Raw genomic sequence first — 21,041 nt, forward strand, 5'->3', positions numbered from 1 at the left:
TGTAAGCGGAAAAACTAGCCCGTTGCCAGGCCGCCAGCTTATGAAAGCGATACTTACTGATAGAAACGCATTTCTTCGATATAATGCCAGGTAGCCGGTGGAATAAAGTGCCGGATGTCTTTGCCATTGGCAATGGCTTTTCGGATAAATGAAGCCGAAATTTCCATGACCGGAGCATCGATAAATTGGATGTTGGGATGGCTTTTCAGCTGATCTTTGTCAAAGCCCGGACGCGGATAAACCAGCAGCTTATAGTTCTCCAGCAGCATGTCCACATTCTTCCATTTATCAATCGATTCGAGGTTATCCGCCCCCATGATCAGGTAGAAATCATACGACGGGTATTGGTCTTTCAAATACGTCAGCGTATCGATGGTGTAGGAGGGGCGGGGAAGGTTGAACTCGATGGAAGAAGCCTGAAACCGATAATCTTTGCCAATGGCCCGATTGACCAATTCAAGCCGCTGGTAGTTGTCCAGCAGCTTTTGCTTGGTTTTAAACGGGCTTTGGGGGCTTACAACAAACCACAGCTGGTCAATTTCAGAAAATTCAACCAGGTAGTTGGCAATGGCTAAATGGCCAATATGAATGGGGTTAAATGTTCCGAAATAGAGTCCAACTTTCATAACCGATGTTTAGCGATGGATAAAATCAGTAACCAGTTTCTCAGCATTGGCCAAGGTAACCGACAACTCTTCGCTAACCAAGATTACATCGAAATTGGGGGCGAAGGTTAATTCGTAAGCGGCTTTTTCCACCCGCTTTTCAATTACCTCGGGCGCATCAGTTGAGCGTCCGACCAGCCGGTTGCGCAGCTCCTCAATGGAAGGGGGCTGAATAAAAATGGCCAGCGCTTCGTCGCCATAGTATTTTTTGATGTTGATTCCACCAACCACATCCACGTCAAACACCACGTGTTTCCCCTTGTTACGAATGCGTTCCACTTCCTCTTTTAAGGAACCGTAGCTTGTTCCGGGGTAAACTTCTTCCCACTCCAGAAAGTCGCCATTGGCCACCTTTTGCTGAAACTCGTCCTGGCTCAGGAAATAATAGTCCTTGCCATGGGTTTCGGTGTGGCGGGGTGGGCGGCTGGTGGCTGAAATCGAAAACTCCAGTCCCAAATTCTGACTCAACAGATGTTTGACAACGGTTGTTTTGCCAGCTCCGGAAGGGGCCGAAAATATAATTAATTTACCTTTTTTCATGTTCAACTAAATTCTAAAAATGGCTGTGTGCCCGTTTACAGGATGTTTAGCATTTGTTCTTTGATACGCTCCAGGGCGTCTTTCATTTGCACCACAATACGCTGGATGTTGCTTTCATTGGCTTTACTTCCCAGGGTATTGATTTCGCGACCAATTTCCTGTGCAATAAAACCCAGTTTTTTTCCGGCTACTTCATGGCTTTCCATGGTTTCCAGGAAATAATTGCAATGGTTGAGCAAGCGCACCTTCTCTTCGTTGATGTCCAGTTTTTCCATATAATAGATCAACTCCTGCTCAAAACGATTCTGGTCGTAGTTGCCATTCAGGTTCAACTCATTCAAGCTGTCTGAAATACGTGTTTTAACATTTTCCAGCCGTTGCTTTTCGAAGGGTTCAACCTGTTCCATCAATTGCATGATCTCCTGAATGTTTGAGCGAATGTCCTTTTCCAGGGCAATGCCCTCCTGAGCCCGAAATTGATCAACCGATGCAATTACTTTTTGAACATTGGCTAAAATGGTTTCCCATTCTTTTTCGTCCAGTTCTTCATAAACGGTTTTTACCGTGTCGGGCAAACGCATAATGGATTGCATGATCTGGTCGGTAATGGGCAGACCCAGTTTTTCGTGGATGCTACTCAGCTGGCGGTAATAGGCTGCTACAATGTTTTCGTTGATGGCTGAATTACTCTCGGTACCCAGGTTTTCCAAGTAAAGCGAGAAATCCATTTTTCCGCGCACCAGTTTTTCATTGATTTCTTTCCGTATTACAATATCCTTTTCACGGTAAAGGGCCGGTATCCGGGAGTTAATATCCAGTTGCTTGCTGTTCAGTGTTTTCAGCTCAATCGTAATTTTTTTGTTTCCGGTTTCAAATTCGGCTTTTCCGTAGCCAGTCATCGATTTGATCATGCGGTAATTTTTAGTTGCCTGCAAAGTTAATATTTTAATAGGAGTTCAAGGGCATGCTCAAGTAAGTTTTTAAGGTCATGCAGGGCTTGACGGAGAAAGTTGGAATCCTGGATTTTTGTTGGTTGAGCGTGGCATTGTTTCATCGGAAACTTAAATCAGGTTTCGTCAGTTAAGCTTGAAAAGAAATATTTGCTGCGACGTTCCGGGATTAGTATTTCCAGCGCCTGAGGATTTATTTCCACGTTTATCTCCTTTAAGCGTCCAATAAGTTCCCCATCAATTTGGAGTTCCTTTTTACCGTAATTATGGATGGTCACCTTTTGGGCACTAAAGCTTTTAATATAGTCTAATTCGTGAATTTTGTGGGTGAAGAAGGGAATGATCATTTGAAATAAATGCCACATGGAGTAGGGACGGACAAAAATGATTTCAAACTGCCCGTCGCTGATGTTTCCCCGGGGATTGATGACGGCACCTGTTCCATATTTTGTTGCATTGGCTATGACCACCATATGTGCTTTTTGGGTGATTTTTTTTTGATCCAGCGTTACTGCAAATTTGAAGGGTTTAGCAGCAAAAAGCTCTTGGATGAAATGTTTGGCGTAACCTGTAAAACCCCGGATGCTGTCGCGTTCAAAACGTTTGATAACCTGAGCATTTATGCCAATGTCGGCCAGGTGAAGCGACAAGTGCGTGCCGTTGATTGTTATTGTGTCGATGGCTCTTGTTTTCCGGGCTGCAACCACTTCCAGAGCATCAGACAGGGTTTGCGGAATGTTCAGTTCTCTGGCCAGCCCATTGGCTGAGCCCATGGGGATTATTCCCATGATAATTTTTTCCTTGATCAGAATTTTGGCGACCAGGTTGCTGGTCCCGTCACCACCAACAGCTACGACTTTGTCCGGGGCAAATCTCCGGATTGCTTCAGCAATGAGCTGGTTGTCCTTTTCGCCTTTAGTATACTGAATTTCAAAAGCAAAATTTCGTTTCTCCGAAAATGTTTCAATTTTTTCTTTAAGGTCATCTTTAACGATGTCACCCGCAATTGGGTTGACTATAAATAGGATTCTTTGCGGTTTGTTCAATGACTTGTTTGGCATATGTTATGCATCTTTTTTTGTTTGTAAGCTATAAAACTCATGCCAAAAAAGTAGACTTATGGTTAAGGCACCAAAAACATTTCGATACTTTAAGAAGATTACAAAAAGTGTTTATAAGCGCATCAAATTGTTTGTCAAGTACCGTTTGGGCTGGCTGAGGGTGCCCATTATTATCCCTTACCACGGGTATGGTGATGGTGAAACCTTGTTGGTGAGTGGTTATGTGACCGAAGACAAGGGAATGGCCAAGCCAGATGAGAAGCACACCCGATGGGAGAATCTGCTTGCGATGATTAAACGCTACTCAAGTGATGAAATTCCGGGGGCGCTTGTTACTATTGATGTTGACGGGCAACGGCAGGAAGCGACTACCGGCGACACGGGCCTGTTTAAAGTCAGGTTTGACACGGTTTCATTGGCGTCAAAGAAAAAGTCCGAATGGATTCTTTATGTTGCCACGCTTCACTCAGACATTACGGAAGATGACCGGCAGGTGAGTACCCGGGGTGAAATTCTGATTCCTGGATCAGATTGCGAATTTGCCGTGGTGTCGGACGTAGATGATACCATTTTAGTTAGTCACGCAACACAAGCCCTGCGCAAGTTATGGTTGATGTTATGGCGGAATTCGCGTACGCGCAAACCTTTTCCGGGGGTGGCCGCTTTCTATCGGGCACTGCATGTTGGCCGGGATGGGAAGCAATTCAATCCTTTTTTCTACGTGTCGAGCAGCGAGTGGAATTTGTACGATTTGTTGGAAGATTTTTGCATTTACAACGGTTTCCCCAAAGGGGTGTTTTTGTTACGCGAGTTGAAGGTGAATATTTTGAAGTTCTGGAAATCGGGCGGTGGCGATCATCAGCATAAGTATCGAAAAATTAAAGTGCTGTTTGATACCTATCCCGGTATGTCCTTCATCCTGATTGGCGATAATGGACAGCACGATCCGGAAATTTACTCTCAAATTGCCAAAGAGTACCCGAGTCGTATTCGGGCGATTTACATTCGGGTGGTGAGAAAGAAAGGAAGATACAGACGACTGAGTGAAATTAAAGCCCGGTTAGAGCTGCTCCATGTGCCTATGATTTTGGCTCACGATACCGTTGAGGCGGCTCGCCACGCGATAGAAAATAAATTAATAGCAGCAGATTCAGAAGCAGGTATCGTACTTGATGCTGAGGAAGATTCTTTACGATGAGGTCGCACATGATAGAAGCTCTTCTCATTTTTAAATCGACTCTCGGGATTTGAACGCTAAGCACAAAAAAGGATTGCCACCGGCAATCCTTTTTTCCTTTTAATAAGGTATTCGTTTAGGCCTCATCATCGTTGTCCTCATCATCATCGTTGTCGCCCAGATTTTCGGCGATGTAGTCCAACTCGGCGTATTTGTCTTCATACTCCGAGCGCGATTCATCTTTCAGGGTGCCATCATCATCGTAATCATCATCATCGCTGATAATGTCCTCGGCTTGCTGAGTTGTCATTCGAACCAAATAGTATTTTTCATCCGTTTCGAATGGCAGGGCGCTTACCAGCAAGCCATCTTTATTGGTAAAGGTAATTAAGTGTTGGCTGAACCCTTCCGGATACACTAATTTGATCTGCTCCTGGATTTTGTTTTCCAGCTTTTCAAAGTCTTTTATTACTCTTGGTTTATTGACAGCCATTGTTTTATCCTCCATATATTTTACGCCAAAGAAGGCAGTTTTTACCTTATTTTTTAAGTTTTAATCTTGTCGAAAAATACGAAAATGACTCAATAAAAAAATAGGTTTGATAGCATGCTCACTATTTTTTTTGTTTCGAACGGTATAAAATTGCGAAACAAAAAAGAGGCTCTTTGTTATTTGATTGACTATTAGCGGGTAGTTGCTTTTTTGATTTGGGAGGTTTCGAGCACAGGCATGTTATACAAGTTGTAAAAAACATTGATCAGACCTATTTTTTGGTATTCAAACAGCTCATTATCGGTGATGATGGCTTCGTGAATTTGCCCTTCATCGAGTAATTTTTGACGTTGGGTACCTTGCAATAATGGTTGAGCAGGAGTAACCCATTTTTCCCCATCAAAAAACACCAAGTTGGCAATAAAACTGTCGGTAACCAATCCTTGCTTAACGATGATGATTTCGTCGGCAGTTCCGCGCTGGTTGTAAAGAGCTTCTAAGCGGGAACGGTCGGCAAACTTGTGGCTGTAGCTGATCTGGTCGTCATAAACCAGTTGCAGCGATTGGATCGACCGGGCCTGCCAGGGAATGAACTCCACTTTTTCAATGTTTTCACTATAAAGCACCCGGCAACGAAAGATTCCGTTCCGACAGTTTTCGGGTATCGTAATGCGTTCGCTTAAGTCTTGTCCGGGCAATGAAAAGAGTTCCTGCCGGGCTTTGTTGCACCGCTGGTTATGGTAAGGCAAATTTTGGAGTTTGCCGTTTTCCAGTTTGAGGGTTTCAAGCAAGAGGGACATAGACTTTTTTTACCAGTTCTTCGTATTCCGATTGACAGTCGCTTTGGAAGGTAATTCCACCGCCACTTTTAAAAATCAGCTTTTCGTTTTGCTGCTCAAGGTAACGAATTAACACGCAGCTATCGAGATTTTTTCCGTCAAAAACACCAAACACGCCGGAATAATAACCGCGGTCGTAGTTTTCGGCTGCTTTAATAATCTCCACGGTTTTCTTCTTGGGGGCACCACAAATTGAACCGGCAGGCAAAAGTTTGGCCATCAAGTCGCCCAGGTTTTTGCGGTAATGGGGCTGAAGCTTCCCGGTGATTTTTGAGCTCATCTGCAGCAGTTCGTTCCGGTTGGACTTGATGTGGTCGAGGTAGCGAAATCTTTCCACCTGCACCTGGTCGGCTACCATGCTGATGTCGTTTCGAATCAGATCAACAATGGTGCTGTGCTCGGCCAGTTCTTTGGTGTCGTTCATCAGAATGGATGCGGCATTTTCCAGGTTTGCATCAATGGTGCCTTTCATGGGGTATGAGGAAATTTCATCGTTTTCAATCCGGACAAAAATTTCCGGGGAAAAGCATACAAATTTCTTGTTCAGCATGACTTTGTAGGGCGCATGGCTTTGATGAAAAATATCCTCCAGACTCAGGTTGGTTTCAATGCCACTGGGCATGGTCAGGTTAAGCAAATAACTGTCGCCGTTATGGATGTGGCGCTGAACCAAATCAAAGGCTTTTTGGTAGCGTCCGTAATGAACCGGAAGCACTTTCCAGCGAAAGGGCTGGTTAATGGGTTTCTGCTCTTTAAAATTGGTATGTTTGGGGGTTTGCCACAGCAGTTGGCTCTGGCTTTCTTCCCATTCCAATACGATTGGTTTTTTAAAGTCGAAGTCAATCAGAAAAACAAAGGGACGCCTGGCTTGCCCCAACGCGTTCATCCTTAAAATAGTATCTTGTTTGCCGGTGTTCATGGAGGGCTCAAAGATAGGAAAATGCCCTGAAAACAGAGAGCGCCGTATTTTGATTCAGCCTTAAAATTAGCGAATTTTACCGGTGCAATTGAACCTGCTTTAGTAAATTTGTGCTACACATTATTAAATATGGAAATTACGGAGAATATTGAACGCATTAAAAAGGAAATTACCAGCGATGTTTGTCTGGTAGCGGTGTCGAAAACCAAACCCAAAGAAGCCATTCTGGAAGCTTACCAAGGCGGACAACGGGTTTTCGGAGAGAATAAGGTGCAGGAATTGGTGCAAAAGTATGAGGATTTGCCCAAGAATATCGAATGGCACTTTATCGGGCACCTGCAAACCAATAAGGTGAAGTACCTGGCTCCTTTTGTGAGCTTGATTCATGGTGTTGATTCGTTGAAGCTGCTGAAAACCATCAATAAGGAAGGACAAAAAAACAAGCGGGTAATCCCTTGCCTGCTTCAGTTTCATATTGCTGAGGAAGAAACAAAATTTGGCTTGAACCTGGTTGAAGCTGAAGAACTTTTGGAAAGCGAAACTTTTGCTTTGCTCGACAATGTTGAGGTGCGGGGGGTGATGGGAATGGCTACCTATACCGATGATGAGAACCAGATTCGCAAAGAATTTCGTTCGCTTAAGACGATCTTTAATGAATTGAAAACCCGCTATTTTAAGGATCAACCTTCTTTTTGTGAAATCTCAATGGGGATGTCGGGTGATTATCAACTGGCTGTTAAAGAGGGGAGTACCATTGTTCGGGTGGGGAGTAAAATATTTGGCGAACGGGACTACCATTGAATAACATGAAATTAGAGCGGTTTTTTTAATATATTCGGATAATTAAAAAAGAGAAAGATATGGCAAACTTAGAAACCACATATATGGGGTTAAAATTGAAAAACCCTATTGTTGTAGCCAGTTCTGGCTTAACCAATACTGTTGAAAAGATTAAAGCACTGGAAGAGGCGGGTGCTGCAGCGGTGGTACTAAAATCTATTTTTGAAGAGCAAATTAACAGCGAGGTTAGTCATTTGATTAACAAAGACCCACAAAATTTATATCCGGAAGCCGAAGATTACATCTGGAATTATACGCGCAACAATTCCATTACGGCTCACCTGGAATTGGTCAAAGAAGCAAAAAGTGCGGTTTCGATTCCAATTATTGCCAGCATCAACTGCGTGACAGCCAAGGAGTGGACCAGCTTTGCCCATGATTTTGAAAAAGCGGGTGCCGATGCGCTGGAGTTGAACCTTTTTGTTGTACCAACTGATCGTCATCAGTCAGGCGAAGAGATTGAGCAGTTGTATGTTGATGTACTTACTAAAGTCAAGAAAGAGGTTAGCATTCCGGTTTCCGTAAAAATCGGGTTTTACTTTTCAAACCTGGTTTCTATGGCCGAAAAACTGAAAGCCAATGGAGCGGCTGCCGTAACCATGTTTAACCGTTTTTACGAGCCGGACATCAACCTGGATAAGCTTGAGCTTTCGGCTTCCGAAGTTTTTAGCGAACCGTCTGATATCCGTCGTTCACTGCGTTGGGTTGGTTTGGTTAGCGCTGCGCTTCCTAAGCTTGAAATAGCGGCTTCAACCGGAATTCATGATGGCGCTGCTGTGGCCAAACAATTGTTAGCTGGCGCTCAGGTGGCTCAACTGTGTTCGGTAGTTTATATTGAAGGCGCTCAGGTGATTAATGGGATCTTGAAAGATCTGGAGGCTTTTATGGATAAGTGGAATTTTGAAACCATCGATGCTTTCAGAGGTCGCTTGTCGTATGCCCGGATTAAAGATCCGATGATGTATGAGCGTTCGCAGTTTATGAAATATTTCTCTTCCAGAAACTAGAGGCCGGAGCCTGAATGCTCCACTCCGGTTTTGTATAACGAACAACTAACTTATCTCTGATGACCAGGACATCATTATAACATCTGTTTTATGAAAAGGAATGTGCTGGTCATCGGATTTGTTTTTTGCAGCCAATTGTTATTGGCTCAGCCTGAAATCAGTTCCATTGCTTTGCCACCGGTTGATTATTGCAGAGAACCTGTTGAATTTGGGGAGCGCATCCGCATTGAAGGCGATGCCGTAGAAGATGGACTGAAAGTTTCAATTTCAAACTACATTCAGGGAGAAGATCAGCTGAGTCTGGTTGAAACCACCAACATTTCCGGGCGATGGGATTCTGAGCTTGGGACACTTTTCTTGACCGGAGCAGCCACGGCTGCAGCGTACGAGGAGGCGATACAGCGTATTGTTTATACCAACCTTGCTGACTCACCAACCAATGGGACACGATCCATTGCCATTACTTTGCAGGATGCCGATTACTTACCTGCCACAGGGCATTTCTATCAATACATCAGCAGTCCCGGAATCTCCTGGACCGATGCCAAGCTTGCGGCAGAGGCCAAAAGATACCACAACTTAAAGGGCTATTTGGCCACAATCAAGTCGAAGTCGGAAAATGATTTTATCTGGACCAAAGTGCAGGGAGTGGGGTGGATTGGTGCCAGTGATGCACAAAAAGAGGGAGACTGGCGTTGGGTGACCGGGCCTGCTGCCGACCGAACCTTGTTTTGGCGAGGCAATTATAATGGGGCTCCTGTTAATGGTGAGTATTCGTTTTGGAGTTCAGGCGAGCCTAATAATTTGGGGGATGAGGACTATGCCCACATCAATCAGAATCCGGCTTACAAAGATAAATCATGGAATGACCTGCCCGATGGAGGGGGTGATGGATATTATTTTCCGCAAGGCTATATTGTTGAGTTTGGAGGAATGGAAGGGGACCCGGAAATTAGCCTGTCAGCTACCTTGGAAATCAATGTTTGGAATATTCAATTTGATACGGATACGGTAAAAACTATTTGTAAAAATGAAGAAGTTCGCTTGAATCAGGAATTTATCGGTTCTTATGAATGGTTTCCAAAAACAGGCTTGGACGATCCAAACAGTTCCAATCCGATTGCCCGGCCGATGGAAACAACGGTTTACAAGGTGGTGTCGAGAAACGGAGTTTGCGCGGATTCCGCTTACTTTAGGGTGATTGTGAATCCTGTTCCGGTTGTGGATTTTGAAGGAGACCGGCATATTTGCATGGGAGACAGCACCGAATTAGATGCTGGCAGTCATGCACTTTATGAGTGGAATACCGGCTTTGACCAGCAAGCGTTCTTTACTTCAGAGGCCGGAGTTTACCAGGTACGGGGTGAGAATGAGTTTGCCTGCTCAACCACGGAAGAGGTAAAGGTGACGGTACATGCCTATCCTGAAATTGACCTGACGGATACCGATACTTTATTCTGCGATTCGAAAACTGCTGAAATAACAGTTGATTTGGATAAGGGACAGTTGGCTTGGCAGCCACTAACTTCAGCCTTGGATTTTTCAGTTAACAACACCCCTGCACAAGCCAATGTTACGGATTGGGGAACTTATAAAACCTACCTGACGGTAACAGACCAATACGGATGTGTGACCAAGGATTCGTTGGATCTGAGTTTTTACAAAACGCCAACGACCGATTTCAGCATTGATGAATCGGAATGTTATGGTTACAACCTGGATGTTGTTTACACAGGTGATGGAACATTGGATGCAAACTACTCCTGGTTTTTCTTGGATTCCATTTACGCCAAAGGTATTGGACTAACCGAGGTTGCCGTTGCGTTGGGCTTTGACCGGGGCGATAACCGGAAGCTGGGCCTGATGGTGAATGAAGGGGGCTGCCTGAGTGATACTTTATGGGAACACATTAAAGTCATTCCAAATATTGAAATCAGTGTGGTGGATGATGAAGGGTGTGAGCCTTTTCTGGCTGAATTTTTAGCTGAAACGAGTGAGCCGGTTTCAGAGTTTATCTGGTTCTTTGGCGACGGTGGGGTAAGCCAGGTGCAAGCCCCGGATTATACTTATACCGGGGATGGTTTTTATGATGTGGGCTTGCGAATTGTTTCGGAGGAAGGCTGCGAAAATTTTGGCTTAATAGAAGACTTCATTAAAGTAAGGCCGGAACCTACGGTACAGACGAATCTTGATCCGGATTCCTGTTTCCCGCACCAGTTCGAGGTTCGGTATACCGGAACTGCCAACTCACAGGATACTTATCATTGGGATTTATCGGCTCTGGGGGCGGAAGAGGTTTTACAGGATCCGGGGAAGGGGCAGGGGCCTTTTCTGCTAAAATTGATTCAGCCGCAGGCCAGCCTCGGACTTCAGATAACCACTGAGTTTGGCTGTGAAAGTGAGCTTCGGAATTTTACGTTTAGGCGAAAGCCCTGGGTTGAATTGTCGGCTGATGTGCTGGAGGGATGTTCGCCTTTGGAGGTAAATTTTCAGGCAATGCCGGTGGATGCTGTAGATGAGTTGAATTACTCCTGGAATTTTGATCAGGGAGAGGGAGCTGTTTCTGGTTCGGCTGAATTGGCAAATACGTTTCAAACCGCTGATCAGCAGTTTTCCGTGTTTGCTATAGCCCGGTCATCGTTAACCGGATGTGAGGACACCACTTGGCTACAGGCTCCAATCCGGGTTTACCCCAAGCCGTTTGCCGCTTTTAGTGCGAATCCCAATGAAGTCAGTATTGTGGAGCCGCTTGTTCATTTTAAAAATGAAAGTGAAGCTGCACAGCGATACGCTTGGTATTTTGGCGACAATGCAGGAACCTCCGCTGAATTTGAGCCGGCATACAGTTACTCCGGCCTGGGATGGTTTGAGGTGGAGCTGATTGCTGAAAATGAATTTCTATGTACCGACACAGCCACTCAGAAGTTAGTAGTAGCGCCCGATCGGATTTTTGCGCCCAACGCTTTTAGTCCGAACAGTTCAAGTGTTGAAAATCAGGTGTTCTTGCTCAAGCACGTTGGCGTTGAGGAAGCCGGTTACCACATGCAAATTTTTAATCGGTGGGGAGAACGGATCTTTGAGGCCAAGGATGAGTTTGTGGGTTGGGATGGCACCATGAAAAATGGTCAGGCAGCACCAACCGGTGTTTACACCTGGGTGTTGGCTTATCAGGATTTCGTGGGGAAAAGCCATCGTCAAACCGGGACGGTCACTTTAGTTTATTAGGAGGAGTTTGGCCGCGATAGGCTTTTCAGGTGCATTTAGCAGGGTTTTACTAAAGCGATGGAATCAGCAAGGCATCACGACTGCTGTGTTTTTCTCCAATAAAAAATGTGAGCGAAAACTCATGCGACCCATTCGAATAATTGGATAACCCCGATAAGGTGTAATCGTAGCTGTAACCTATTTTGAACCGCTCTTTCATAATGCCAATCATCAGGATTAAGGCATCGGGTTGTACGCCCAGGTTTTGCCGGTACCAGACTCCTCCGGCCAACGACTGTTCCAGCATATAAAGGCCCAGGTTGATTTGTTTGAATGCCCCCTGTTGCTGATAAATCAGGTTGGGTGAAAGCGTAAACTCACGCGATAAGAGTCCGCGATGGAATTGGTGTGTTCTTGCACCGGTGTGAAGCGTGATTTTTAGAGGCAACTTCCCTTTTTGATCTCCTGTGAAAACAGATTCGTCGGGTTGGGTTAAATGCATCAGGCTGAATCCAAAGAAGAAAGCATCGTATTGGCCCAGAGCACCAAAGCCGAAATCAGGATAGAGTTTGCTGGCATTTTCCGGTTGGTCCATTGTTCCCGGAAGGCTGATTCCGGTTAGTTGGTCAATCATATCCGGGAAGATGAGCCGCCCATAATCCAGCTTTTTATAGCTCATTCCAAGCTGAAGTCCGGCATCAACGAACAGACGATCATTCACTTTAATGTGGTGCGAGTAAAACAGGTATCCCGAAGAAGTTTCAATCAGTCCGTTCAGTTCGTTGCTGTTTTGAAGCTGGATGCCCAGACCGCCTTTCATTTTGGGGATATACTGATCGTAGGATAAGCTGTAGTTGACGTAGGTCGTTCCCTTTTGAGGCCATTGGTTGCGGTAGTTTACAACCAGCCTTGGAGCAGCAGAAGTTCCTGTCAGCCCCGGATTTAAATATAGCGGGTTGGCGTAGAATTGCGAATATTCTGCATCTTGCCCGTTGGCCAGCATAATCCGGCATAGGAAAAGCACGAGAAAAAAAGCCTTTTTCACGAAGTTTATCGATTAGTAGTCCCCATTGATCACAAATAGTAAAAGTAACATTTAAGTTTGAAAATATTCGGAGCGTGAGCTGAAGCTGTTGAATAACAGTAAATCCGGCTTATAACGATCGAATGAGGGCAGGAACCGGAACATCGAAGCGTTTTAGTTCAGGCAAAATAACCTGCAGGCTGATGTTGTGCATCGGATCCTGAAATCCCTGAGTCGTTTTCAGAAGAGAACCCAGGTAGCTGACTTTTAAAACCTTAAAGTCATAGCCGAGGTGGAGGGAAAAACGACTTTGCGACGTGTCGAAATTTGGCAAAAACCCAATGCCGGATTCCAATTGCTTGCGTTGGACGGTGACCTCCGCAAACAGTTGCGTGAATTCATTTCCGTAGTGTAAAACCGCTTTGGGGCGAATCAGGTAACGACGGCTGAGCAGACCTCGCTGATACCAGGTGAAAATTTTTTCGGCATGAAACAGGATATGCCAATCGAGTTCATTGTACGAGTCGGTGCTTGGGTTTTTCTTATACGATCGTCTGATTTTGCTCGCCACGCCTACAGAACCATGGTAGTTGGAAAGTAAGAGACCTGCACCGGCAACCAGCTCGGTGGTGCGAAAGAAACTGCTTCCGCGCAGCGAACCATCTTCAGGTGAAGGATTCGAATTGGTCATGTGATCGGCCAAATATTGCTCCGGATCCCTAAAAGGCTGATGAACCCCTAAGGTTAAAGAAGGAGTAAAATACTGGCGATGATTTAGAGGGATAAACTTTGCTGCAGAAAGCTCCAGAAATGGAATATAGTCTTGCTTTTGATGATTGCGCCGGATACCGGTGATAAACCCCAGTCCCAGACTTTTCTTCTTCAGGAAAAAATCGTGACTGATAAATTTCTGATAGGACTTGGCATTTTGCCGAAGCGAAGTGTACACCGAAGCCAAAAGCCGGTCTCCTCCGGTTTGTCCGGCATAGGAGGGATTGAGCAGAATGGGGGTTGAGTAATATTGAACCGCACTAAAATCCTGCGCCAATGTAGGTCGTTTGAAGGTGATAAAAACCAGGCAGACCAGTAGGAATCGGATTGTCGTCATGGTTCTTTGTGTTAGAAATGACCGATTAAAGATGCTGTATAAATTAAGAAAAAGTGGAAGGCCTTGCAACCTTCCTTATCCGGAGAATTGTGTGTTGACTTGTTTTGCTCATTCTTTGACGAGCATAAAAGGCGTGGCGGAAAGGAAAGCCAAATTCAAAAAGGCTTCCTTTTTTGGAGAACGATCTAATAAGCTTGGGGCTCAATTCCTCGCTCAAAGTCAGGGAGAAAGTGGAGCAAATCGTGGATCAATTCTTTCTTTTGGTCATCTGCCTGAAAGAAGGCATCTTTTAATCGGGCACTTTCTTTTTCAAGGATTTCTTTCGAGATTTTCCCCGACATATTGGTTATCACCGTGTAGGCTTCAAATGCGACCATCAGCTCGTGTTCAATCACCAGGTTGATAAACAGCGACAAGTGCACGCTAAAGTCCAAGCCGTTTTCCCAGCAGGCCGAAACTAACGGTTGCAGTTCGTTGTTGTACTTTTTGTTTTCAATGGCTTCGATCAGAAATGGAACTGCTTCTGTTTGTTTGATTTCTGAAAAAAGCACACGCAACTGTGCCTTTACTTCCGGATGTTGGGTGGTATGGAGCAATTCCACCAAAGCCGGAATGTAGTTGACATTGCCGTTCTCCTTTAAGTTTGAGATTGCCTGGATGGAGGTATTTACATTGGTTGAGTTTAGCTGTTCAATGATTTGAGCACTAATCTTTTTGGATGTTTCTGTTTTCATGACGGTTAACTTTAAGCTGCAAATTTAATATTTCCGCAGCAATAATGAGAATTGGAGGGTGTCTGATTTGTTGATTTGAATGAGTACCTTTGCACCAATTTTTTTGAAATGGACAAAACAAGCGAGTTGGGTGAGGGAAGTATACCTCGCTTGATGGTGAAATACTTTATTCCTGCGTTTATCGGGGTGTTTGTGAATGCTCTGTACAACATTGTTGACCGGGTTTTTATTGGTCAGGGGGTGAGTGCTGTGGCTTTAAGTGCAGTCTCTGTCATCTTCCCGGTTATGTTGATTGTCATGGCTTTTGGAATGCTAATTGGTATTGGTGCCGGGGTATTGGTGTCAATCAATATGGGGCGCCGGGATATGGATCGGGCCGAACGGGTTTTGGGCAACAGCTTTACCATGATGATCCTCGTTTCCGGATTGATCATGCTTATTGGCTTTGCAATTAAGATTCCGATGTTGAAACTTTTTGGAGCTACACCGGAAACGATTGAGTATGCGAATGATTATCTCAATATTATTCTGCTGGGAGTCGTTTTTCAGGTTGTGGGCTTCTCGCTGAATAATGTTATCCGAAGCGAAGGAAATGCGAAAATTGCCATGTACTCCATGCTTTTAAGTGCAGGCATTAATTTGATTCTGGACCCGATTTTTATTTTCTGGTTTGACATGGGGGTGAAAGGAGCGGCTTATGCAACGGTTATTTCCATGATCGTTTTGAGCGCTTGGGTGCTTGCTCATTTTAAGAGTGGTCGATCAATTGTCAAGTTACGACCACAGTACTTCCGCCTGGAGCTCCCCATTATTAAAGAAATTTTATCCATAGGAATGGCGCCCTTCTTTATGCAGACGGCCAATTCTGCTGTGCAGGCGCTGATTAATACGAAACTGATTCGGTTTGGGGGCGATTTGGCCGTTGGTGCCATGGGCATCATCAACTCGGTGGTGACCCTGATTGTGATGTCTATTGTAGCTATTAATATGGCTACGCAACCAATTATTGGGTTTAACTATGGAGCGAACTCCGGAAGCCGGGTGAAAGAGACTTTACGGTTGGCCATGATTGCCTCGACCCTTATTTCCATTGCTGCTTTTATGTTGGTGCAAGCGATACCGGAGCTTATTGTGGGCTTGTTTAACTCGTCTGATCCGCAGCTGCTGGAGTTGGGTAAACAAGGATTGCGCTTATCGCTGATTGCGCTTCCAATTGTGGGTTTCCAAGTGGTGGCCGGTAACTTCTTTCAATCGATTGGAAAAGCCAATATCGCCACCTTGTTAACTTTGTTGAGGCAAGTTATTGTGTTGATTCCCCTGTTGTTTGTGCTTCCTAATTTTCTGCAGTTGAATGGTATCTGGATTTCAATGCCAATTTCGGATACCTGCTCGGCATTGATTGTAGCTTACTTTATTTCGCGGGAGTGGAAAAAGCTTGATTAAGGTTTTTATACTTCTGGTTCTAGCTGACAGGTAAGTTGACTGACTCCTTTTATTTGGGGATAAACAAGTCGGTAGAGATAAAAAAATCCGGGTATCTGAAGCTGACTTCAACATACCCGGATTTCATTAAGTTAACTCAGATAGTTTAAATACTTATCTGATCCAGTTTTTTAGTGAAGGCTTCCAGTTCGCTGAAAACATCTTTCTTCATTTCCTGAAGTTTAGCTTCATACTTTTTGAAAAACTGCTGGTAATAGCTGATTCCGTCTTTCAGGTTCGACTGAAATTTTCGCAGGTAAACCAATTGTTTGTCATCCTGTTCTTCACGAGCCTCTTTCAAATTGTTTTCAAGATACTCGACATACATTTTGAGTTCTTTTACAAACAGGTTGGGACGCTTGATGTCTTTGAGCAGGTTGATGCGGCCATAGATGTGATCAACCATTTCCTTTAGTGAAACAACTTGTTTGAAATATGCAATGTTTGGTCCGGGGCAAATACTTACGCCGTTGCGTTTGCTGTCGGTAGGAAGACCATTGGCCAAGTAGGTTGAATTGGTCAGTCCCTCGCAAAGGCATTCTTTTTCCGTAAGTTTTGCTTTTTGAGCTTGTTTTCGCTCAGCTGTCAGATCGGACTCGTCAACTTCCTTGAGCTTTTTGCGCAGGTATTGCTTCGATGCCGTACAAATTGGTTTATCGGTATATTCCGTGTTGAAGACCAAGTATTTTTTGGTGCATGGAAAACCGGGTTTTCCTTCTTTCAGGTAGTTCTGAATGGCTTCTTGCTGGCTGGCTCCCCGAACGTTGTTGAAATGCACTCCCAGTGGGGAGGCGTTGCTCAGATACATGTCTTCTTCGCCGGCATTTTTTAAGAGCTCGAGGCTTTTCTCATCAATATTACAGGCCTCAGGAACCAGCATGAACGGGCTTCCCCAGCCAACGCTGTCCAGTTGGTATTCATCCAGCAACAGTTGATGTTCTTCATGGGTTCCAACACCACCTTGCGCTGTAATTTTTACTTCGGGAGCCTGATCCAGCTCTTTAAGTCCTTTGTCTTTCAAGCCGGATTGGTAAACACTGAACGTTGAGTCGATCAGTTCCTGGCGTTTGTCTTTAAATTCCTGCATGATTGGCCCAAGCAAATAGCCTTGGGTAGCAAAGGCGTGTCCTCCGCAGTTCAAACCCGACTCGATACGGTATTCTGAAATCCAGATTCCTTTTTTAGCAAGGAAGCGGCCTTGAACCATGGCTGAACGAAAATCGCTGACTTTCAGTGTGATTTTTTTGCGAAGCTGTCCTTGTTCGTCCGGATAGAAATCGCTGAAGTTTTCCAGGTAGCTGTATAGCCTTGGGTTCATTCCGGCCGAAAGTACGATGGATGAACTCAGGTTACTGGTGGCAAAGCCGCGCAAAGCTGCGTGAGCATCATTGTATTCGATTGGCAACTGCTCGTTGTCTTTGTAGTTTGCCTTATCCAGCTTGGTCATGATGTTCACATCAATGCTCCCGGGCTTTAAGTTGTTACGCAACCAGTTTTTCACATCCTGTAGACTTGTGTTTTCAAGCAAGTGGTTAAACTTTTCGCGAATTTGTGTGGAGTTTGGAAGTAATTCGAAGTATTTCTCAATTTCATTTTCCTTCTTATGAAAGTTCTCCACAAGATCGTCGATTTTTTCGTTTACCAACTTGTCAACCAGGTTCAGGTAAGCGGCAATGCGTTTAGCCCGAAAGTCTTCTACCTTGGAGGTGATGGTTTGGTATGGAAGGTCGAACTTCTTGCTATAGAGTTCGCGCATCTTTTCAATCAGAATATCATCAACGATGGAAATAACGGATGATATTCCCAAGTGTGCCACCCGAACGGGGGTGTCTATGGTGTATCCCAGCCCCATGACCGGAATACTAAAAGTATGCCTATTCAAATTCATTGGATTTTTTTTGGGGAGTTTGCAATTTAAGGGGTGATCTTCTGATCTTTAAATCCCTTGGCAAGTTCCCGTATTTCACTCTTTTGTCGCCTGTAAAGATACGGATTTTTATCTGGCTTGAAAGAAAAACCCCAGAATAGAAAGACTTCGTACTAGCTCATTTTTTCAGCCAGAGCCTTGGCGGTATATGAGTCTGAGTTTTTTATCAAATCTTCCGGTGTTCCTTCAAATAAAATATGACCACCATTTTTACCTCCTTCAGGCCCTAAATCAATGATCCAATCGGCTGATTTAATAATCTCCAGATTGTGTTCAATGATGATGATACTGTGTCCTCGCGAAATAAGCGCGTTAAAGGAGTCCATCAGCTTTTTGATGTCGTGAAAGTGAAGGCCGGTGGTTGGCTCATCGAAAATAAACAGGGCAGGGGAGTCCTTCTCTTTTGATAGAAAGGCGGCCAGTTTTACCCGCTGGCTTTCTCCGCCCGACAAGGTTGAGGAGCTTTGTCCAAGCTTCACATAGCCCAAGCCAACATCCTGTAAAGGTTGAAGCTTTTTGGCAATCTTTTTCTCAAAACTTCCTTTGAAACTGCTGAAAAACTCAATGGATTGGTTGACGGTCATTTCCAGGATGTCGTGGATGTTTTTGCCGTGAAGTTGCACTTCCAGTATCTCGTCTTTGAAACGCTTGCCATGACAGCTCTCGCATTGCAAGTGAATGTCGGCCATGAATTGCATTTCAACTTTGATTTCTCCCTCGCCCTGGCATTCTTCGCAGCGACCGCCATCAACGTTGAATGAAAAATGGGAGGGTTTGAATCCCTGGTATTTCGAGGCTTGTTGTTCGGCAAACAGTTTTCGTATTTCATCATAGGCCTTCAGGTAGGTGACCGGATTAGACCGTGATGATTTCCCAATGGGATTTTGATCGACAAACTCAACCGACGTTAAACGGTTGAAATCCCCTTTGACCGTGTCGTGTTGCCCGGTTTTTTCGCCATAGCCTCCAAAAATTTTGGCCACTGCCGGGTACAGGATGCGGCTGACTAAGGTGGATTTCCCGGAACCGCTGACTCCGGTAACCACCGTCATGGTGTTGAGCGGGAACTTAACGGAGACGTTTTTCAGGTTGTTTTCGCGTGCTCCTTTTATTTCGATGAAATTGTTCCATTTCCGACGTCGCTCGGGAATTTCAATCTTTTTAGTGCCATTCAGGTAGTCAGCGGTCAGGCTGTTTTGGGCTTGCAGCAGCTGTTTATGATTGCCCTGAAACACCAGCTGGCCACCATGTATACCGGCTTTGGGGCCGATGTCGATAATTTCATCGGCAGCACGAATGATTTCCTCATCGTGCTCAACCACCAAAACGGTATTGCCAATTTTCTGCAGTTTTCGTAAAACGTTGATTAATCGCTCGGTATCTTTCGGATGAAGCCCGATACTGGGTTCATCTAAAATATAAAGCGAGCCGACCAAGCTTGATCCCAGCGAAGTGGCCAGGTTGATCCGCTGCGATTCGCCGCCGGAAAGCGTGCTTGACAGGCGGTTGAGGGTAAGATAACCCAAACCGACATCATCCAGAAAATTCAGACGATTACTGATTTCGATCAGAATGCGTTTGGCAACTTGCGTCTCGTGCTCGTTAATGTCCAATTCTTTGAAAAAGGTTTTCAATTCATTGACAGGCAACAAAACCAAATCCTGAATAGAATACCCTCCGACTTTGACATAGCCGGCTTCCTTTTTTAATCGCGTTCCGCGGCAGTCGGTGCAGTTCGTCTTTCCACGGTAGCGCGAAAGCATAACGCGATACTGAATTTTGTAGCTTTTCGATTCCAGCATTTTAAAGAAGGCGTTTAACCCTTCAAAGTAACTGTTGCCGGTCCACAGTAATTCCCGCTGTTCCTCGTTCAGTTCGTAATAAGGTTTGTGTATCGGAAAATTGAATGAGGCTGCATGCTGAATGAGTTCATATTTCCATTTTTGCATGCTTTCGCCTTTCCAGCAGGCCACGGCATCCTGATAGATGGAAAGCGATTTGTCCGGAATGACCAGATCTTCGTCAATTCCGATAACCTTGCCATAGCCCTCACAGGTGGGACAAGCGCCTACGGGATTGTTAAAGCTGAACAGGTGCTCGGAGGGTTCTTCAAATTCAAGACCATCGGCTTCAAACAAATTGGAAAACACGTGTTCCGTTGGTTGGTCTCCCTCATAGGTTTTAACAATTGCGGTTCCACGGCCTTCAAAAAAGGCCGTCTCCACTGAATCAGCCATGCGGCTTACATTGTCTTCGTCCTGGGAGGCTTGCAACCTGTCTATAACAATGTTGCACTGTCCCGAGCAGAAATCTGCTTTCTGGTCGGCTATTAATTGATCGATTCGCTTAATTCCTTCGGGAGTTTCAATTCTTGAAAACCCTTGTTGCAGTAAGAGTTCAGCTTCTTCTTGCACTGTACGTCCGTTTTTGGTTGTCAGTGGTGAGCATATCAGTACGCGGGTGTCGGTTGGGTGAGTACAAATATAGTTGACCACATCGGTTACCCGGTGACGCTTAACTTCCTGGCCGGAAATGGGGGAATAGGTTTTGCCAATGCGGGCAAATAACAGCTTTAGGTAATCATAAATTTCGGTTGATGTTCCTACTGTAGAACGTGGATTTCGGGTGTTTACCTTTTGTTCGATGGCGATGGCCGGAGGAATTCCTTTGATGAAGTCAACCTCTGGTTTGTTGATTCGGCCAAGAAACTGCCGGGCATATGAAGACAGGCTTTCTACATACCGACGTTGCCCTTCTGCATAAAGCGTGTCGAATGCCAGTGATGATTTTCCGGAGCCTGAGAGTCCGGTAATAACCATAAGTTTGTTTCTGGGTATTTTGATTTCAACATTTTGAAGGTTGTGAACCCGAGCCCCTTTGATATGTATTTCCTGAGTTGTTATTTTATTCTTTGCCATCGACGTATCTCTATTTAGGCGGTAATAAATTTGTTTTTTTAGCAAAAAACCAGCATTTTTACCTCGTGCAAAATTAAGAAATTGTTTTACTCACACCTAAAATAGATCGCCTATAGAAGAATTTTACTTTTGTTTATCAATATAATATAAATT

The 21,041-nt window shown here is 44.7% G+C and carries 17 protein-coding genes; 5 read left to right on the top strand and 12 right to left on the bottom strand.

Going from position 1 to position 21,041, the window contains the following annotated elements; translation table 11 throughout:
* Positions 1 to 53: 53 nt before the first annotated feature.
* The 4 genes from nadD to ACRD6K_RS08310 all read right to left on the bottom strand — a co-directional run bounded on the left by nadD (position 54) and on the right by ACRD6K_RS08310 (position 3,216).
* Positions 54 to 626 (bottom strand): nicotinate (nicotinamide) nucleotide adenylyltransferase, encoded by a 573-nt coding sequence (gene nadD / locus ACRD6K_RS08295; protein ID WP_430972880.1) that lies wholly within the window; start codon positions 624 to 626, stop codon positions 54 to 56.
* A gap of 9 nt (positions 627 to 635) precedes the next feature.
* Entirely contained in the window at positions 636 to 1,205 is a 570-nt protein-coding gene (gmk, locus tag ACRD6K_RS08300) for a guanylate kinase (RefSeq protein ID WP_299577013.1), read from the bottom strand.
* A gap of 35 nt (positions 1,206 to 1,240) precedes the next feature.
* Positions 1,241 to 2,116 (bottom strand): YicC family protein, encoded by an 876-nt coding sequence (locus ACRD6K_RS08305; RefSeq protein WP_430972881.1) that lies wholly within the window; start codon positions 2,114 to 2,116, stop codon positions 1,241 to 1,243.
* A gap of 155 nt (positions 2,117 to 2,271) precedes the next feature.
* Positions 2,272 to 3,216 carry a diacylglycerol/lipid kinase family protein gene (locus ACRD6K_RS08310; RefSeq protein WP_430972882.1) on the bottom strand — a complete coding sequence of 315 codons (945 nt, stop codon included), beginning with the start codon at positions 3,214 to 3,216 and terminating at the stop codon, positions 2,272 to 2,274.
* A 58-nt stretch (positions 3,217 to 3,274) separates the two neighbouring features.
* Here ACRD6K_RS08310 and ACRD6K_RS08315 point away from each other — a divergent pair, with 58 nt between their 5' ends.
* Positions 3,275 to 4,414, top strand: coding sequence for an App1 family protein phosphatidate phosphatase (locus ACRD6K_RS08315; protein ID WP_430972883.1), 1,140 nt, complete (start codon positions 3,275 to 3,277; stop codon positions 4,412 to 4,414).
* Positions 4,415 to 4,529: 115 nt separating this feature from the next.
* Here ACRD6K_RS08315 and ACRD6K_RS08320 read toward each other — a convergent pair whose 3' ends face one another.
* The 3 genes from ACRD6K_RS08320 to ACRD6K_RS08330 form a co-directional block, all read right to left on the bottom strand.
* Positions 4,530 to 4,901 carry a hypothetical protein gene (locus tag ACRD6K_RS08320; RefSeq protein ID WP_299577021.1) on the bottom strand — a complete coding sequence of 124 codons (372 nt, stop codon included), beginning with the start codon at positions 4,899 to 4,901 and terminating at the stop codon, positions 4,530 to 4,532.
* 176 nt (positions 4,902 to 5,077) lie between these two features.
* Complete coding sequence (locus ACRD6K_RS08325; RefSeq protein ID WP_430972885.1) at positions 5,078 to 5,686, bottom strand: aminotransferase class IV family protein; 609 nt, start codon at positions 5,684 to 5,686, stop codon at positions 5,078 to 5,080.
* The gene (locus ACRD6K_RS08330; RefSeq protein ID WP_430972886.1) at positions 5,670 to 6,611 is read right to left on the bottom strand and encodes an aminodeoxychorismate synthase component I; all 942 of its coding nucleotides are present in this window, start codon (positions 6,609 to 6,611) and stop codon (positions 5,670 to 5,672) included. Before ACRD6K_RS08330 ends, ACRD6K_RS08325 begins: the two co-directional genes overlap by 17 nt.
* 162 nt (positions 6,612 to 6,773) lie before the next feature.
* Here ACRD6K_RS08330 and ACRD6K_RS08335 point away from each other — a divergent pair, with 162 nt between their 5' ends.
* The 3 genes from ACRD6K_RS08335 (at position 6,774) to ACRD6K_RS08345 (ending at position 11,716) form a co-directional block, all read left to right on the top strand.
* On the top strand, positions 6,774 to 7,445 hold the full coding sequence (locus ACRD6K_RS08335) for a YggS family pyridoxal phosphate-dependent enzyme (protein WP_430972887.1): 672 nt from the start codon (positions 6,774 to 6,776) through the stop codon (positions 7,443 to 7,445).
* 59 nt (positions 7,446 to 7,504) lie between these two features.
* Entirely contained in the window at positions 7,505 to 8,491 is a 987-nt protein-coding gene (locus tag ACRD6K_RS08340; RefSeq protein WP_299577029.1) for a dihydroorotate dehydrogenase-like protein, read from the top strand.
* Positions 8,492 to 8,581: 90 nt separating this feature from the next.
* Positions 8,582 to 11,716 (top strand): PKD domain-containing protein, encoded by a 3,135-nt coding sequence (locus tag ACRD6K_RS08345; RefSeq protein WP_430972889.1) that lies wholly within the window; start codon positions 8,582 to 8,584, stop codon positions 11,714 to 11,716.
* 49 nt (positions 11,717 to 11,765) lie between these two features.
* On the opposite strand, the gene ACRD6K_RS08350 is transcribed toward ACRD6K_RS08345, so the two are convergent.
* From ACRD6K_RS08350 to ACRD6K_RS08360, 3 genes are all read right to left on the bottom strand, one after another.
* Positions 11,766 to 12,740, bottom strand: coding sequence for a PorP/SprF family type IX secretion system membrane protein (locus ACRD6K_RS08350; protein ID WP_430972890.1), 975 nt, complete (start codon positions 12,738 to 12,740; stop codon positions 11,766 to 11,768).
* A 109-nt stretch (positions 12,741 to 12,849) separates the two neighbouring features.
* The gene (locus tag ACRD6K_RS08355; RefSeq protein ID WP_430972891.1) at positions 12,850 to 13,827 is read right to left on the bottom strand and encodes a type IX secretion system membrane protein PorP/SprF; all 978 of its coding nucleotides are present in this window, start codon (positions 13,825 to 13,827) and stop codon (positions 12,850 to 12,852) included.
* A gap of 185 nt (positions 13,828 to 14,012) precedes the next feature.
* Complete coding sequence (locus ACRD6K_RS08360) at positions 14,013 to 14,561, bottom strand: HEAT repeat domain-containing protein (RefSeq protein WP_430972892.1); 549 nt, start codon at positions 14,559 to 14,561, stop codon at positions 14,013 to 14,015.
* 108 nt (positions 14,562 to 14,669) lie between these two features.
* On the opposite strand from ACRD6K_RS08360, the gene ACRD6K_RS08365 reads away from it, so the two are divergent.
* The gene (locus ACRD6K_RS08365; RefSeq protein WP_299577039.1) at positions 14,670 to 16,004 is read left to right on the top strand and encodes an MATE family efflux transporter; all 1,335 of its coding nucleotides are present in this window, start codon (positions 14,670 to 14,672) and stop codon (positions 16,002 to 16,004) included.
* Positions 16,005 to 16,149: 145 nt separating this feature from the next.
* Here the strand turns inward: ACRD6K_RS08365 and ACRD6K_RS08370 are convergent, their stop codons facing one another.
* Together ACRD6K_RS08370 and uvrA are read right to left on the bottom strand one after the other, a co-directional pair.
* A complete protein-coding gene (locus ACRD6K_RS08370) occupies positions 16,150 to 17,931 on the bottom strand; it encodes a hypothetical protein (protein WP_299577042.1) in 1,782 nt (593 codons plus the stop codon).
* A 152-nt stretch (positions 17,932 to 18,083) separates the two neighbouring features.
* Positions 18,084 to 20,888, bottom strand: coding sequence for an excinuclease ABC subunit UvrA (gene uvrA, locus ACRD6K_RS08375; RefSeq protein WP_430972893.1), 2,805 nt, complete (start codon positions 20,886 to 20,888; stop codon positions 18,084 to 18,086).
* Positions 20,889 to 21,041 lie beyond the last annotated feature (153 nt).

It is taken from the genome of Sunxiuqinia rutila (genome assembly GCF_050589705.1).
Taxonomy (GTDB): domain Bacteria; phylum Bacteroidota; class Bacteroidia; order Bacteroidales; family Prolixibacteraceae; genus Sunxiuqinia; species Sunxiuqinia rutila.